Origin of the sequence: Nocardia albiluteola, from assembly GCF_018860155.1 — a bacterium.
Taxonomy (GTDB): Bacteria; Actinomycetota; Actinomycetes; order Mycobacteriales; family Mycobacteriaceae; genus Nocardia; species Nocardia albiluteola.
In genome coordinates this window covers 203,931-218,901 of the sequence record NZ_JAHKNI010000010.1, presented here as the reverse complement: position 1 = coordinate 218,901, position 14,971 = coordinate 203,931, and the positions used below count along the sequence as shown (strand labels likewise).

Genomic DNA, 14,971 nt, shown 5'->3' with positions numbered 1-14,971 from the left:
GGAGACTCAAGCCCTAAGCGAGAAGTGACTTTCGCAGGAGCTCCAGGGTGTGGCGGTAGGCGTGCTGGGGCGGGGTGCCGTACCCGGCGACGAGTGCGGGGCGCACGCGGGATTCGTGGGCGAAGATGCCGAGCGGGTAGATGATCAGCCCGTTGTGCTGGGCGGCGTCGAGTGCCGCGCGCTCCCTGGCCAGGGTGCCCAGGTCGATGACGGCGTGCAGACCCGCCGCGATCCCGCTGACGGGAGTGTCGAGGGAGTCGAGCGTCTCCAGGAGTTGGGCGCGGCGCGCTCGATAGTGGTTGCGCGCCTTGCGGCGGTGGCGGTCCAGGGCGCCGGTATCGATGAGGTGGGCCAGGGATAGTTGGTCGATGACGCCGGATTGCCTGTCGGCGAACGACTTCACCTCGGTGAGCCGGTGCCGGAGCCGGCGCGGGACGACCATCCACGCCAGCCGCAGTCCAGGAGCGAGAATCTTGCTGGCCGTGCCGATGTAGACGACATGTTCGGGGGCCAGGCCCTGTAGAGCGCCGATGGGTTCCTGGTCGAACCGCAGATCGCCGTCGTAGTCGTCTTCGACGATGGTCCCGCCGGTGCGTTCGGCCCAGCGAACGGCTGCGAGCCGGCGCTCCGCCGACAGCGCCACTCCGAGGGGGAACTGATGGGCCGGGGTGAGCAAGGCCATCGCGTCGGTATCGCGGAGCCGGGTCGTGTCGGCTCCCTCGGCGTCCACCGGGAGATGGTGGATGTGGTATCCGGCTCGCTCGAACGTCAGTCGATTCGACGGCAGCGTCGGATCTTCGATGGCCACCGAGTCGCCGGTCGAAAGTAGTTGCGCGAGAAGGCTGATCGCCTGCGTGGTGCCGGTGCACACAAGGATGTCGGCGGGGTCGGCGACGACACCGCGGGCGCGGCCGAGATACGACGCGAGCGCGCGCCGCAGTCCGACCGCACCGCGCGGGTCGCCATAGGACAGCGCGGCGTCCGGGACCGTGGACAATGCGGCGGCCGTGGCCCGGCTCCACTCCCGTCGCGGGAACAGCCCGATGTCGGCGCGCCCCGGGGTGAGGTCGTGGTTGGTGGTGGGGGCGTAGTCGAGGTCGCCGGGGTCGGCAGCGCGCGGGGGCAGGGCGCGGACCCAGGTGCGTGCGCCGGCTCGCGCCTCGAGGTAGCCCTCGGCGACCAGCTGCGCGTAGACCTCGGCGACGGTATTGCGCGCGACTCCCAGGTCGGCCGCGAGCACTCGGGAGGAGGGAAGCGCGCTGCCCGGCCGCAACGTTCCACACTGGACAGCATGGCGCAGCGCATGCTCGATACCGCGCCGCACTCCCAGTGCGCGATCCCAGGACAGTAGTAGATCCGATGCAGAACCTGTCCAAGATTCCATGGGCCGATTAGACCATGCTTGTGGTCAGGTTGGCGTGCGACGGTCATGGGTGAGCGCGCTGCGAGCCGCAACCAGCCCAAGATTTATGTCGCCCACTGGCCCATGATTGTGGTCAGGTTCGCCAGTAGATTTCGTTGCGGGGCATTCGTCCGGCGATTGTCGTTGGGCCTGTGCCACAGGGAAATTCGAGACAAGGAGGCCGATAACCGATGGCTGTTCTGTTGATCACCGGGGCATCGGGCACGCTGGGGGCCACCGTTGCGGATCATGCCGTCGCGGCCGGGCACGCGGTGCGGCTGCTGAGCCGCCGGAGCCGTTCGTCGAACGACCCGGCGCGCGAGTGGGCGGTGGGCGATCTGCTCTCCGGTGCGGGGATCGACGCCGCGCTGGACGGAGTGGACGCCGTCGTGCACTGCGCGCACGATCCGGGGAAGCCGCAGGCGACCGTGATCGGCACGCGGAATCTGGTGGACGCCGCGCGCTCCCGCGGCCCGGCGCATCTGGTCTACATTTCGATCGTCGGCATCGATCGCGTGCCGAACGCCTACTACCGGGCGAAGCTGGACTGCGAACGGCTCATCGCCGAGTCGGGCGTGCCGTTCACGATTCTGCGGGCCACCCAATTCCACGAGTTCGTCCTCGAACTGGTGCGCAAGCTCAGCCGGGGACCGCTGGCGATGGTCCCGGCGAAGACGCCGTTCCAGCCGATCGATGTGGCCGAGGTGGCCGGGCGGCTGGTCGACCTCGCCGTTGCCGCTCCCGCGCGACGGGTACCGGATATCGGTGGGCCGCAGGTGCGTTCGGCCGAGGAGTTGATGCGCGCCTACCTGACCGCGGCAGGCAAGCACCGGCCCGTCGTGCCGCTGCCGTTGCCGGGTAAGGCCGCCGCCGCCATGCGCGCGGGCTACCTGACTTTGCCCGAGCGTGCGGTCGGAGGGCGCACCTACGATCAGTTCCTCGCCGAACAGTTCATGTCGGCGAAGGCGTTGCCGCGCAATGGTGTTCGTCGATGATTTCACGTGTGACCGCGTTGCGCGGAGGCCTGGCACTACTCGCGGCGTTCCAGATCGAGCTGGGGGTCTGGTCGGAGTTCTTCCCGCGCAACTTCTTTGACGACTTCCCGCTGCCCGGGCACAGCTGGGTGTCGATGATGCCGCCGTACAACGAGCATCTGATCCGTGACTACGGTGGACTGAATCTCGGTTTCGCGGCGCTGTACGTGGCGTGCGCGCTGTCGATGCATCCCGCGCTGCTGCGGCCGGTCCTCATCGGATTCGAGTTCTTCACAGTGCCGCACTTCATTTTTCACGCGATACACCTCAACGGATTCCCGATGCTCGACGCGGTGGCGCAGACGGTGTCGCTGGCGATCGTGGCACTGCTACCGCTGGCGCTGTTGCCGCTGGTCGGAGGCGAACCGCGGTACGGTGCTATCTGCCCAGCGGGAGCTGTTGCCACTGTTCGAGAATCTGATTGATGGTGTGGTTTTTCCAGGTCATCACGATCACGAACCGGGTGTAGGCGGGATCGGGGAAGAACGTCCACACCGGGGGGTGGGTGGTGTCGCGGTTGTAATCGGTTCCGGCGCAGGTGACTACCTCGGGGTGCTGCGCCTGCCTGGGATGGGCAAGGTTCTGGGGGCGCGGATCGCATTCGTTGAAGAGTTTCGAGACCAGGGCGTCGAGACCGAGGTTGGCGTGTGCCGATCCGGTGCGGTCCATGACGTCGATGTTCAGCGGATCCTCGCCCATCGGGACGTGACAGGAGATGCGGGTGTAGTCGTGATCGGCGGGATCCTCCGTGGAGCCGGGATCATTCGGCGCGCAGGTCGCCCCGTGCCATCCGGTGTTGGCGTTCACACCGCCGATGAGCTCGGGGAAGGCCGCGGCGGCGGGGGAGTGCCGGGCATCCCACGCCGATGCGGTGCCGGGCGAGACCGATACGGACGCATCGGTTTTGCGCGACGAGCCGAACAGGTCGGTCCCCAGGATCAGGTACAGGACTACCGCGAGAATCACCACCGCGGCGCCTGCCACCGGCAGCACCCTGCGCGCCGCAAACCGGCTGCTCGATGAATTGTGCTGGGGTCTTTGGTTTTCCACCGGCGACGACACGGTGGTGAACTCGCTGGCCGGTAGTGCCCGCTTCACCTCGGCGATGAATTCGCCGCAGCTTCCGTAGCGGTCTTCCGGTTCCTTGGCCAGTGCCTTCCGGAAGACCGGATCCAGCGCGGCCAGGCCCGGCATCAGTTCGCCCGGCAACTGTGGCGGGGTATGAACGTGCGCATAGGCCAGGGCGATCGGACCGGTCACCCGGAACGGCGGCTGTCCGGTCAGCAAGACGAACAGGCTGCAGGCCAGGGAGTACTGGTCGGACCGGTGATCGATGGGCCCGCCGGAGACCTGTTCCGGCGAGATATAGGCGACGGTCCCGGTCATCGAGCCGGTTCTGGTCAGACCGGTGGTCACATCGCGCAGGCGGGCTATGCCGAAGTCCGTCAGCAGGGCTCGTTCCGGACGGCCGGACGTGGGGGCGGCGATGAGGAAATTCGAGGGCTTCACATCGCGATGCAGCACCCCGGCCCGATGCGCGTAGTCCAGGGCGTCCGCGATCTGCTCCCCGATCCGCAGCACCCGATCGGGTGTGACGTCGGTGATCGCGCCGGCATCGGTGCCGTGCACGAATTGCATGGCGATCCAATGGATATCGTTGGTCACGCCGCGATCGAAGATGGTCACGATATTCGGATGGTCCAGCTGGGCGGTGAAATCGCCCTCGTGCTCGAACCGCTGCCGAGCCTCGGGATCGGCCTTGGTCGGATCGAGCAGTTTCAGCGCGACGGCCCTGGGCAACCGGGGGTCCTGCGCCAAATAGACGATGCCCCAACCGCCCACGCCCAACTTGCGGTCGATGACGTAGCCGGCGAACGACTCACCGGCGTCGAGCTCGAGCATCGTTACTCTCCCGGGCCCTTCTCCGCATCCCACCTCGACGCATGCGCCGACCATCGAATCGACCATACCGCAGGCCGATCGACAGCGGGTCGCCACCGATCAGTGGCCTCGATGCCACGGTGAACCGACGTGCACACGCGGTCCCACGACTACAGGGCACAGGGCGGATGAACTGGTGTGGTGGCAGTTACAGCACCTATCTGAGCCCCGATCTGTCCGCCCGATCCCTCACGGTTTCCGATTCACCGGGTGCCCGGCCGACCGCGGCGGACGGCATGGTGGGCGTGTTGGTGGGGCCGCCCACCTGCGTCACCTGGTCCTGCGGCGGGGGAGTCGGCGGGAATACCGGCTGCAGGCCCGTCGCCGGGACGCCGGCGGCCGCGCCCGCATCCAGTGCCCGCTCGATCGCCGTGACGAATTCCGTACAGCTGTCGAATCGGTCGTCCGGCTGTTTGGAGAGCGCCCTGGCGAAGACCGGGTCGAGCACACCCAGATCCGCACGGACGTCACTGATCGTCCGGGGTGGTTGCTGCACATGCGCGGCCATCAGGGCAATGGCGTCCTTGATCGCGAATACCCCATGGCCGGTGAACAATTGGAACAGGGTGCAGGCCAACGAGTACTGATCCGAACGATGGCCGATCGGCGCACCGGACACCTGTTCGGGCGAGACGAAGGCCCCGGTGCCGATGACGGCTCCGGTAGCGGTGAGGTGTGCGCTGTCCTGATACAGCCGGGCGACACCGAAATCGGTGAGCGCCACCTGCTCGGGACGGCCGTCCTCGAGCCCGAGCAGAATATTGGATGGCTTGACGTCCCGGTGCAGGATCCCCTCACGGTGCGCGTAGTCGAGGGCGGCGGCGATTCCGGCGCCGATCCACAACGCCCGCTCGGCAACCAGCGGAACGGTGAGCGCGGAGGCGTCGGTACCCGGGACGTACTGCATGGAGATCCACATGATGCCGTCCTCGACACCGCGGTCGTGGATCGTGACGATGTTGGGGTGTTCCAGGCGCGAAGCCAGATCGCCCTCGCGGATGAATCGCTGACGTGCCTCGTCGCCACCGGCGTTGTGGGTCAACAGCTTCAGGGCGACGAATTGAGACGGTCGCGGATCCTTGGCCAGATATACCGTCCCCCAGCCGCCCGCGCCGAGACGGCGTTCGATCGTGTACCCGGCGAATTCCGCATCGGGCTGCAGATCAATCATCCCGCTGTTCCAGACTTTCCGGCCGATCGTGCTTCGACCCTACGGCCGAGGGGTTGCGGCCCCGAGCGCGGCGGGTCGACTCACCTACCCGTAGCTCTACCGTGCCCAGTATTCGGAGGTCGATCTGCGCGTCGCCGCTCAACCGCGCACCTCTTCGCCCACCTGGGTAATCGTACAGCGGGCGTCATAGTGCGGCGCGCGCCGAGCGGAACACCGATCTCGTCGATGGCGGGCACCTCACCGGGGGAGATGTCCGCAGGCCTCGGCGATCCGGCGGGCGGGTATCTCCGCGGCGACCCGGTCCGCGCCCACGATGCCGCCTAGCAGTCCGAGCGAGTGGCTGCGCTCGGCTCAGCGCCAGCACTTCATCCCGCAACCGCACGGCCGCAAGGGAATTCCCCGTAGCGCGGGGGCGCACCGAGACCGACCTCCTGCGGAAGTGAATCTTGTTGAGCAAGTGAACAACCCGGCTGGCCGGGGTCCAGAGTGACTGCGAAGCGGTTGGATCCGGTGTCGGAGGTCAGCTGGTGGCGCAGCGCCGGGACAGCCGAGGGGTGCGCTGCGGCTCGGACAGCGCGGCGAGGTGGCCGAGGCCGAAACCTGACGTCACCGTGAAGTCTGGACTGGTGGCGCCGCTTCGCTAGTTGGCCGGCCGAGCGGCTGATCCCGCTGCCCGCCATCGGGCACCTCTGACTAGGGCGTCTTCTTCAGAAGGATGGTGACACCGACGATGGCGAGCCAGACGGCCGCATAGCCGTTGAACATCGCGACCGCGCCCCAACCGTTGGAGGCGTAGAACTGCGACGAGTTGTAGCCGAAGAACATCGATGGCACACCCGCCAGATGCAGGGCCGCGATGGCGAACGAGGACCAGCCGATCCATCGCGGAAGTGCGCGACTGCGCAGGACCGCGTACCCGAAGGCAAGACCGAAGACCAGCAGCATCAGGTGGCTGATGCTGCCGTAGAGCAGGTAGGTGGGAACGGTCCGGGTCGGGTCGATCCGGGCGGCGGTCCTGATCGCGGTGCCACCCTCGAGGCCCTTGGCGACCATGTCGATGATCGTCCAGGCCACACCGGCGGTGCCGGCGAGCGCACCGAACCACTCGTAGCGAGCGTCCGCCCGCGCGATCAGTGGCCGGACGCCGGTCATGAAGACCAGGAACAGCGTGAGCGCCAGAAAGTTGAACAGCGTGCGGGTGAGGATCAGCCCGGTCGGCATGAGGCTGCCGGTGTCGACGCTGCACCTCGGAGGGTTGCACGACGGTACGACGAAGTAGAGCGGGAGCTCGGCCATCGCGAAGACAGCGCCGAGGACCGCGGCAACCCCGACCCAGCGACGAGCAGAATCCGGAAAACCAATCTGTGTATGCCATGAAGTGTTCATGCCATACACAATAATGGTAACTGTGCATGCCGTCTACTGTTTCGTGCCCGCCTCTGGAAGGATTCCGGCTATGACCCCACCCAAGAGCTCCCGAGGTGTGGCCGCGGACGGCGATGCCGCATCGCAGGTCGAGTCCGCCGACACCGCCCCCGAGGCGCTACCATCAGGCCTGGCCGCAGCGTGGGGTGTCCTCGACACCGGAGGACGGCGCGGCCCCAAGCCGGCGCACACGGTCGAGGAGATCGTGACGGCCGCGATGCAACTGGCCGACGACGAGGGCCTTGCCGCCGCTTCGCTTCCGAGGGTGGCCGGTCGTGTCGGCGTCACCGCCAACGCGCTGTACCGTTACGTCAGTTCGAGAGATGAGCTGATCACGCTCGTGGCCGATCGTGCCTGGGGTGACCCGCCCGCGCTGCCAGACGGCGACTGGCGAGACGGTGCTGCGCTGTGGTCGCGTCAGCTGTTCCAGCGCTTCCTGTCACGCCCATGGCTGCTCGACGCACCGACGACCATCCCGCTGACACCACACAACGCGGCCTGGCTGGATGCCCTCATCACCGTCCTGAAGCCGACCGGCATGGCCGCACAGCAGATGCTGAACTGCGCGTACCTCCTCGACAGCCACGCGCGGTACGGCGCCAACCTGCATCGCAACACCCCGGCCCCGGCTGCGCTGCGGCGCGCGAATCCCGATCAACAGCGGGCGATCCACACGATCAGCGCATTCTTGGACCAGCAGCTGCGCGCCCGCAACCTGAACGCGGTCGCCGAGGTGCTCCGAGACCCGGCATACCTCACCGACGAGCCATCGCTCGACGGTTTCGAATTCGGCCTCGCGAGGATCCTCGACGGCATCGAAGCATACGTGCGGCAGCAGCAACTCACAGCCGGTGGTCGCGGTACCGGCGCAGAGCCGGCACGCTGATCGCCCGATGACAGGCACGAAGGCGGCACTCGAGGCACACCCATGGCGATGCTGAGCCATCCCCTGAGCTGCTCGACATCGTGCGGACGCTACGCCCGCCGCCACCGGCAGGCACCGGTTGGACTCATCGAGAGTTATTCCAGGACAGATTGATTCCGATTATGAGCTGTAAGCCGGCGCCGCCGTCGTGCTCGACTGCCGGAATACTGTCCGCATTCGGAGGTCTCCGGGATGAACAGTCGTGGAAATGTGTTCGCGGGCAGTCTGTCCCGGCATTCTGTACAGTCGCCACCGACGCGCGATCGTGGCCGCTGTCACGATCATCTCGGTCATCGCATAGTGGTCGCCTATGCATTTGCGAATGCCGAGATTAAACGGAATGAACGCACCATCAGCGATGCCGGGGCGGCGTTCGGGCAGCCATCGGTCCGGATCGAATCGCATCGGGTCGTCGAACAGTTTCGGGTCACGATGCATCGTCGTCGGACTGTAGATGATTTCAGCACCAGCCGGTATCACCCAGCCGTCCAGCTGTACCGTGTCGAGAGCACGTCTGCTCAGAAACCAGGTCGGCGTGTGTAACCGCAGCGTCTCCTCGATCACGCGACGACAGTAATCGAGCCGATGGATGGTGTCGGCATCGATGCGATCCGAGGAGAGGTGCTCATCCAGTTCAGCGTGCAAGCGCGCCTCGATGTCGCTGTGGCCCGCAAGTTCGTAGAACAGCCACGACAGTGTGACCGACGCGGTCTCCGTACCGGCCGCGAACAAAGTAGTGACCTCGTCCAGCAACTGTGTGTCGGTCATCGCGGCGCCGGTTTCGGCATCCCGCGCGGCCACCAAGAGCGCCAGCAGTCCGTCCGGTTCGACATCCCCGGCTCGCGCTGCCGTGATGAGCTCGCCGGTCGCGCTCCGTAGCCGGCGGATCGCGCGCTGGTAGTTCAGATTGCCGGGCGTCGGCAGGAATTCCCAGAACTGGTAGGGAACCAATGTCCTGATGATCACCCCGCGCAACACGATAGCCAGAGAACGTTGCAACTCCTCGACGATCGATCGGCTCGACATATCCGGGAACATGGTCGTGGCGATCACGTCGGAACTCAGCCTGTGTAGGTCGTCGGTCAGTGTGATGGTCTCACCGTCGCGCCAACGAGCCGACAGCGATGCTGCGAGGTGGTTCATGGATTCGATGTAGTGCGCGATGTGTTTGCGATTGAACGCGGGCTGCATCAGCCGACGCTGCCGCGCGTGGAAGGAACCTTCGGAGTTGACCAGCCCGTTGCCGAGCAGCGGACGTACCCGCTGAAACAACAGGCCCTTACCGTATTTCGCCGCATCCTCGACCAATGCCTTACGTATCACTGTCGGCGAGTTGAGCAGGTAGAACTGCTTGGGGCCCAGCTGAAGCCGCACGATGTCGCCTTCGTTGCGGACAGATTGCAGGAAGCCCAGCGGATCCCTTCCGAATGCGATGGCATGTCCGGCCAAGGGCAACCGCCGTCCGGCGAAGCGTGGGATCAGGCCCCCAGTCTCAGCGTCGCCTTCGATTGCCACTTCGGTTCCGTCTCTGTCGGCTGATTCGTGTATCGCGGGGTCCGGCGTGACCATTCCTCGAAACCTCCCATCCACAGACGCTGCGCGTCCACATAACGGTTGATGTGGTGCTGTTCCTGCGCTGGAAGGCGGTATCGATCGGCCAGGGTTGGCATGTCCGCCGTCAGTGCGACGAATTGAGCGACCTTTTCCTCGATGAACTTCAGGGCAGCGTCGAGCGCCTCGTCGCGATCGCAGCCATGTTGTCGTTCCAGCACCAGCACCAGGTTGTTGACCTCGCCGGCGTTTTCCTCTTTGGGCAGCGTGACCACATCATTGGTGAGCGCCGGGATCAGCGCGGCCAAGCGACGCAACTGTCGTAGCTGAGGTATATGAAATGCCTTGGGGGTCACGTGAAATCCGCCGAGTCGTTCACACAGGTCGAGATAGTTCTCCAGGCAGACCGTGCCCCGGCGAAGGCACAGGAAGTGGTCGAGCGACGGTATCCGGCCCAGCCCGCGTTCGGTCGCTTCGTGCATGTTGGCGCAGAGATAAAACTCCCAGTTGTGCGCCGCGCGGCGTCGCCAGGATGCCGGCATGTCCGCGCTACACCGCGACCAGATATCGCTGAAGGCGTGCACCAACGGAGGGGCCGATCGTTCGACTGGCCGCTCCGGCCCTGTGAGCACGTCGATCAGCCTGTCGATTACCGCGTTGACGGACTGCAACTCGAGACCGGAGTCGAACCAGTCGTCGAACACCAGGGTCCAGCCGACCACGTCGCATCCGAGCTCCAGATCGGCGCCGCGCGCATAAGGCCACACCAGCGCCGCCAACCGAGGCAGGTCGGTGTTGCGATACTGTGCCAATGCCCTCGTGTCGTCGGTGCAGAGCAGTCGGTGCCGGACCATCCACTCGTTGTGGGATCGCCGAGCACTCTCCAGGTCGGGACTGATATCGACCGGAAAAGGCAGAGAAATGCCGGCCGGCGAATCAACGGCCCCGGGAGTGCTGCCTCCAACTACCGGCTCTGAACTGTCGGGGTGCATCACAGGGACTCCTCTCCGGTGCTGGCAACGAGTGTGTTCGTCCCGGCTGTGCGTGCACACAGACGTCATGCCGTGCAGAACCGCAGCGCTTTCCTATCACCTGTTCCGCGCACGGGAGACTGTGGTTATTGCCACCGCGGGGAACGGAGCGTTGTCGCCTTGCGCCGTGCCGACCCGGCCCCGCCGCTGTCTCGAGCGCGACCCAAGGCCCCGAGCGGAACCAAGCCGCCACGCACCCGATGCGAGCCATGTCCGTACAGGTCAGCCCTTTCACCTGGCACATTGAGCCCCGGTTCGCGACCTGACGTCCCAGCGCTGGCCTGAAATGCATGGCTGTTGTGAAGATGAACACAACTTCTTGTTCTGGCCGCTTGCCGCTTCGGAATGAAAAGCCCTGTTAGACAAGAGGTTATGGTCTGCTCCCGCGGCAGGTTCTGCAGCACTGTGACATTAGACAGACGAGCCGTCGAACTGCGCCATCTGAAAATTGAGCAGCCCTGTGCCCCTTGGACGCTCGGTGCCGCGAACGGCATCATGCTGACACCCGTGACCACCACTCGTTGCCCCATCAGACCTCCACCTATGTGCCACATGAGTTGTCCACCGGCGCATCGGCGAATCGGCCGGCCAGCCAGTCCACTGCGCCGCGCGCGCCGATCCGGTCGGCGGACCCGTGGTTCAGCAGCGGCATCGGCCGCCACGTGACGGGAATGCCGCGGGCACAGTAGTCGTGGTAAAGCTGCTCGGCGCGCGGGACTGGAACGACCTCGTCCAGCGTGCCGATGTAGATCATGATCGGCGCGCGTGGTGTGTTCCGTCCGAGCACATCCTGGTCCAGCCGGGCCCGCCAGAGCGGGGTGTTCAGCAGGTCGCCGACGGTGGTGAAGTCGTCGAGCCGGCGGAACGAGTACTCCAGCTCCAGTTCCAGCAGGCATGAGGAACTCAGTCTGGCGGCCATACTTCTACCCGCGTCGTTGAGGACTCCGTCGAGGTCCAGGTCGGGGTACGCGCTGCCATGCCCGACCAGGACAGCCAGCTCCATGCTGGAGGCCAGCCCGCCGTCCAGTGTCTTGGCCATCTCACCGACATCAGCCATCACCCCACCGCTGCTCGTGCCGCGCACATCCAGCTCGGGGGCGTAGGAGGGCTGGAGCTCGGCCGCCCACGCGCTGGCCTGCCCGCCCTGGGAGTAGCCTGCGATCCCCACCGGCGCGTCCTGCCGCAGCCCGGCGTCGCTGAGCCGCTGCGCGGCCCTGGCGGCGTCCAGCACCGCGTGCGCCTCGGAAGGCCCCACGCCGAGTGTGTGTGGCCCAGGGGTGCCAAGCCGCTCATAGTCGGTCGCCACCACCGCCCACCCCTGGGCTAGCGCCAGCTTGATGAAGTCCAGCTGGTCCTCGGTGCCGGTGCGCATCTTGTATGAGGGCGCGCAGTGCGAGGCGAAGCCGTGCCCACCGAAGGCGAAGGTGACCAGGGGGCGCGGCCCCGCCGTCCACGGGGTGGTGGGAACCAGCACCGTCCCCGACACCGCGACGGGCTGCCCCAGCGCCGAGGTGGAGCGGTACAGCACCTGCCAGGCGTGCGCCGCCAGCGGAGTCAGGAAATCCAGGTCGGTGACCGTCCGCGAACGGATGACCACGCCGGGTGCCGCAGGCAGCTCAGCCGGCGGGGCGTAGAAGGAGTCCTGTTCCGGGGTTGGGATCCCGGCTGGGGCTGCGACGGCCGGCGCGGTGGCCGGTGCCCCAGCGAACACGGCCGCGAGCAGAACGGTTACCACGCGGCGGATTCTGCGTTTGTTGGGCATAGGGGCTTCCTTCAGATCAGCGCACACTCTTGATGGGGACGATCGCCACAGCGCCGAGTACGGCAAGCACGATGGCGGAGGCGTACAGCACTGGGTAGCCGCCGCAGAAGGCAATGGCCAGCGAAGCGGCCAGCGGGGCCAGCACCTGCGCGCCGTTGTTCGCGATGTTGAGCAGACCGAGATCCCGGCCGGAGTCCTCGGCCCTCGGCAGTACCTGGGTCATCAGCGCCTGGTCGACCCCGGCGTAGCCACCGATTCCCACCCCCGCGATGGCCAGCGACACGTACAGCCCGCTGAGGGTCGGCCAAACCAGAGGGATAGCCGCGCTGCCGGCGATAACCAGCGAGGCCACCACGACGAAAACCTTCCGGCGGCCCATCCTGTCGGAGAGGATCCCAACCGGGAGCAGGCCGGCCAGCACCGCGATCGTCACCACCGCCGCCAGCGTGGGCATGGCCGCGTTCGCCTGCGATACGGACAGTCCGATGTAGTCGGTCAGGATATAGCGCAGGTAGGACAGCAGCGCCTGGTAGCCCAGCACGATGAGAAACCGCGCCAGAAACGCCCACGCGAAGTCGGGGTGGTCCGCCACGCGCGGCAGTCTCCATTGCAGCCCCCGGCCTGCCAGCCGCGTGCCAGGCCGCTCACCAGCCAACGCAGCGCACAACGTGCAGCCGACCGCTAGCAATCCACCGAGCGCGAGGTAGCCGGTCGGCAGCCGCTCGCTGAAGGCCGTGGCGACCGCCACGCCAGCAAGCGCGCCGACGAACATCCCGATGGCGCCCAATGCGGAGACCAGGCCCCGCTTCTCGACCGGCGCGCCGTCCGGGACGACCGCGCTCAGCGGCGCGTTCATCGCGCCGACGCAGAGTTGCATCAGGCCCCAGCAGACCGCGATCCACAGCACGGTGGTCGCACTGCCCAGTACGGCCAGGGCTACCAGCCCACCCGCCGCCCCGCCCACCAGCCAAGGCATTCGGCGGCCGAATCGTGTCGCCGTCCGGTCGGACAGTGCGCCGGAGACGGGCTGAGCGATCATGTTGGCCACCGCACCGACGCCGGTCACCAGGCCGAACACAGCGACCTTGTGCTCTCCGGCGAACTCCGCGATCTGGTTGGGCAGCATCACCTGCGTGGCCCCGGTGACGCAGACCGCCAGCACGAGCTGCGCGCCGGAGTACGCGGCCATCAGCCGGCCCAGGCGAGGCATGCTGGACGGCACCGCCGCCGTGTCTTGGGCCACGCGGGTCACCGGACGCCATCCCAGAGCTCACGCTCGGCTCCGGCGAGGTCGTCGACCGGCTCGCTCACTGTGTCGAACCGCATCGTGGCGCGGCGCGATGTGTCGTACTCGGGCCAGCCCGGATTCCCGTGCGTGGCAAAGGAAACCCAGGCCCGGTGCATCGCGGTGGCCAGCTCCCTCGGCGGATCCTCCCCGAGAGTCCGTCGGGCTTCCGGGGCGACCGCGGCGAACACGCCCAGGGCGTCCCGGACGAAGGGAATCTCCAACGCGTGAGTCGCGCCGAAGCCGTCCGGCAGGGCCGGGCTGGCCCAGTCGAACTGGTAGCAGAAACGCCGACCGCGATGTGCTTCGAGTAACCGCAGGGTAGGTATCCGGAAGGCCCAGTCGGTCCAGGCCGCCTGCACCAGTTCGCCGAACCCGGCACCCGGTCGCGACGTGGCGCGGTACACCTCCAGCGCACTGTCGGTGACGCCGAACGCGGTCACCGCCATGGCCGCCCATCGCTCGTCGACGTGGTCGAGCATGCCGAGCGCCCGCAGGAAGTCCGTTGTCTCGTCGCGGTTGGTACCGGTCAGCAGGTCGACTTCGGAGCTACCGCCGGCAGCGACCGAGGGCAGCACCGCCTCCGGCATCGTGTCGCCGTCGATCACCGGCCGGAACGGGCTGACCATGAACGACCGCGCGCCCCAGCAGACCGGGTTGTTGAAGTCCAGCACCAATGGCGTCAACGCGGGGAGAGTCTGGGCCGGGCTCAGGCCGGCGAACCCCTCGCGGGTGGGTGGCACGCCAAGGATCGCCGCCAATCGCTGGGTTACCTCCAGCGCGTCAGCCGGGGCCACTGCCGCCACCGGACAGCCACTCTGGGCGATGGCCCGGCGGAACAGGCCACGGGCGGCGGGCATAGCGAGCAGGGTTTGCACGCTGACCGCCCCAGCGGACTGGCCGAAAACGGTCACGTTGGCAGGATCACCGCCAAAGGCGGCGATGTTGTCCTGCACCCAGCGCAACGCGGCCACTTGGTCCAGCAGACCGAGATTGGCTGGCTCGCCCCGGAAGTAGAGGAAGCCCTCGACATTCAGCCGGTAGTTGACCGACACGTGCACCACACCGCTGCGGGCGAAGGTCGAGCCGTCGTGAGCGAGCGCCGATCCACCACCGGTGAGGTAGCCGCCACCGTGGATCCACACCATGACCGGCAACCCGGAACCACCCACGTCGGGCGTCCAGACCTGCAGGCTGAGGCAGTCCTCGCCTTGGGTATCCGGGTTGAAGTACCGGTGCATCGGGTCGCGCGGGTTCACAGGCTGCGGGCAACCAGGGCCATGCGCAGTGGCGACCCGCACGCCGTGCCATCGCGGCGCCGGCTGCGGCGGGCGGAACCGGAGTTCCCCGAACGGCGCCGCCGCGAACGGGATCCCGCGGAAGACCGCAACCCCGTCCACGACCTCGCCCCGCAGCGCACCAGAGCTGACTCGCGCCTCCATCA

At 67.0% G+C, this 14,971-nt stretch carries 12 protein-coding genes; 3 read left to right on the top strand and 9 right to left on the bottom strand.

Going from position 1 to position 14,971, the window contains the following annotated elements:
- Positions 1-13: 13 nt before the first annotated feature.
- On the bottom strand, positions 14-1,384 hold the full coding sequence (pdxR, locus tag KO481_RS28040; RefSeq protein WP_215921452.1) for a MocR-like pyridoxine biosynthesis transcription factor PdxR: 1,371 nt from the start codon (positions 1,382-1,384) through the stop codon (positions 14-16).
- Between the two features lie 209 nt (positions 1,385-1,593).
- Between pdxR and KO481_RS28035 the strand changes: the two genes are divergently transcribed.
- Positions 1,594-2,397, top strand: a complete 804-nt coding sequence (locus KO481_RS28035) for an SDR family oxidoreductase (protein ID WP_215921449.1) — start codon at positions 1,594-1,596, stop codon at positions 2,395-2,397.
- Entirely contained in the window at positions 2,394-2,861 is a 468-nt protein-coding gene (locus KO481_RS28030; protein ID WP_215921447.1) for a hypothetical protein, read from the top strand. Before KO481_RS28035 ends, KO481_RS28030 begins: the two co-directional genes overlap by 4 nt.
- Here the strand turns inward: KO481_RS28030 and KO481_RS28025 are convergent.
- From KO481_RS28025 to KO481_RS28015, 3 genes are all read right to left on the bottom strand, one after another.
- Positions 2,815-4,338: a serine/threonine-protein kinase gene (locus tag KO481_RS28025; protein WP_215921445.1), complete on the bottom strand. Its 1,524-nt coding sequence runs from the start codon at positions 4,336-4,338 to the stop codon at positions 2,815-2,817. The genes KO481_RS28030 and KO481_RS28025 overlap by 47 nt on opposite strands.
- Before the next feature lie 196 nt (positions 4,339-4,534).
- Positions 4,535-5,548 carry a serine/threonine-protein kinase gene (locus tag KO481_RS28020; RefSeq protein ID WP_215921443.1) on the bottom strand — a complete coding sequence of 338 codons (1,014 nt, stop codon included), beginning with the start codon at positions 5,546-5,548 and terminating at the stop codon, positions 4,535-4,537.
- 693 nt (positions 5,549-6,241) lie between these two features.
- Positions 6,242-6,934, bottom strand: coding sequence for a hypothetical protein (locus KO481_RS28015; RefSeq protein WP_215921441.1), 693 nt, complete (start codon positions 6,932-6,934; stop codon positions 6,242-6,244).
- Positions 6,935-7,004: 70 nt separating this feature from the next.
- On the opposite strand from KO481_RS28015, the gene KO481_RS28010 reads away from it, so the two are divergent.
- Positions 7,005-7,859: a TetR/AcrR family transcriptional regulator gene (locus tag KO481_RS28010; RefSeq protein ID WP_215921438.1), complete on the top strand. Its 855-nt coding sequence runs from the start codon at positions 7,005-7,007 to the stop codon at positions 7,857-7,859.
- Positions 7,860-8,018: 159 nt separating this feature from the next.
- Here the strand turns inward: KO481_RS28010 and KO481_RS28005 are convergent, their stop codons facing one another.
- The 5 genes from KO481_RS28005 to KO481_RS27985 all read right to left on the bottom strand — a co-directional run bounded on the left by KO481_RS28005 (position 8,019) and on the right by KO481_RS27985 (position 14,969).
- Positions 8,019-9,413, bottom strand: a complete 1,395-nt coding sequence (locus tag KO481_RS28005; protein WP_215921436.1) for a cytochrome P450 — start codon at positions 9,411-9,413, stop codon at positions 8,019-8,021.
- Entirely contained in the window at positions 9,377-10,441 is a 1,065-nt protein-coding gene (locus tag KO481_RS28000; RefSeq protein WP_245401663.1) for a terpene synthase family protein, read from the bottom strand. The genes KO481_RS28005 and KO481_RS28000 overlap by 37 nt, the downstream gene beginning before the upstream one ends.
- A 580-nt stretch (positions 10,442-11,021) precedes the next feature.
- The gene (locus tag KO481_RS27995; protein WP_215921432.1) at positions 11,022-12,242 is read right to left on the bottom strand and encodes a lipase family protein; all 1,221 of its coding nucleotides are present in this window, start codon (positions 12,240-12,242) and stop codon (positions 11,022-11,024) included.
- Positions 12,243-12,258: 16 nt separating this feature from the next.
- Entirely contained in the window at positions 12,259-13,485 is a 1,227-nt protein-coding gene (locus tag KO481_RS27990; RefSeq protein WP_215921430.1) for an MFS transporter, read from the bottom strand.
- Between the two features lie 5 nt (positions 13,486-13,490).
- On the bottom strand, positions 13,491-14,969 hold the full coding sequence (locus KO481_RS27985; RefSeq protein WP_215921420.1) for a carboxylesterase/lipase family protein: 1,479 nt from the start codon (positions 14,967-14,969) through the stop codon (positions 13,491-13,493).
- Positions 14,970-14,971: the final 2 nt, after the last annotated feature.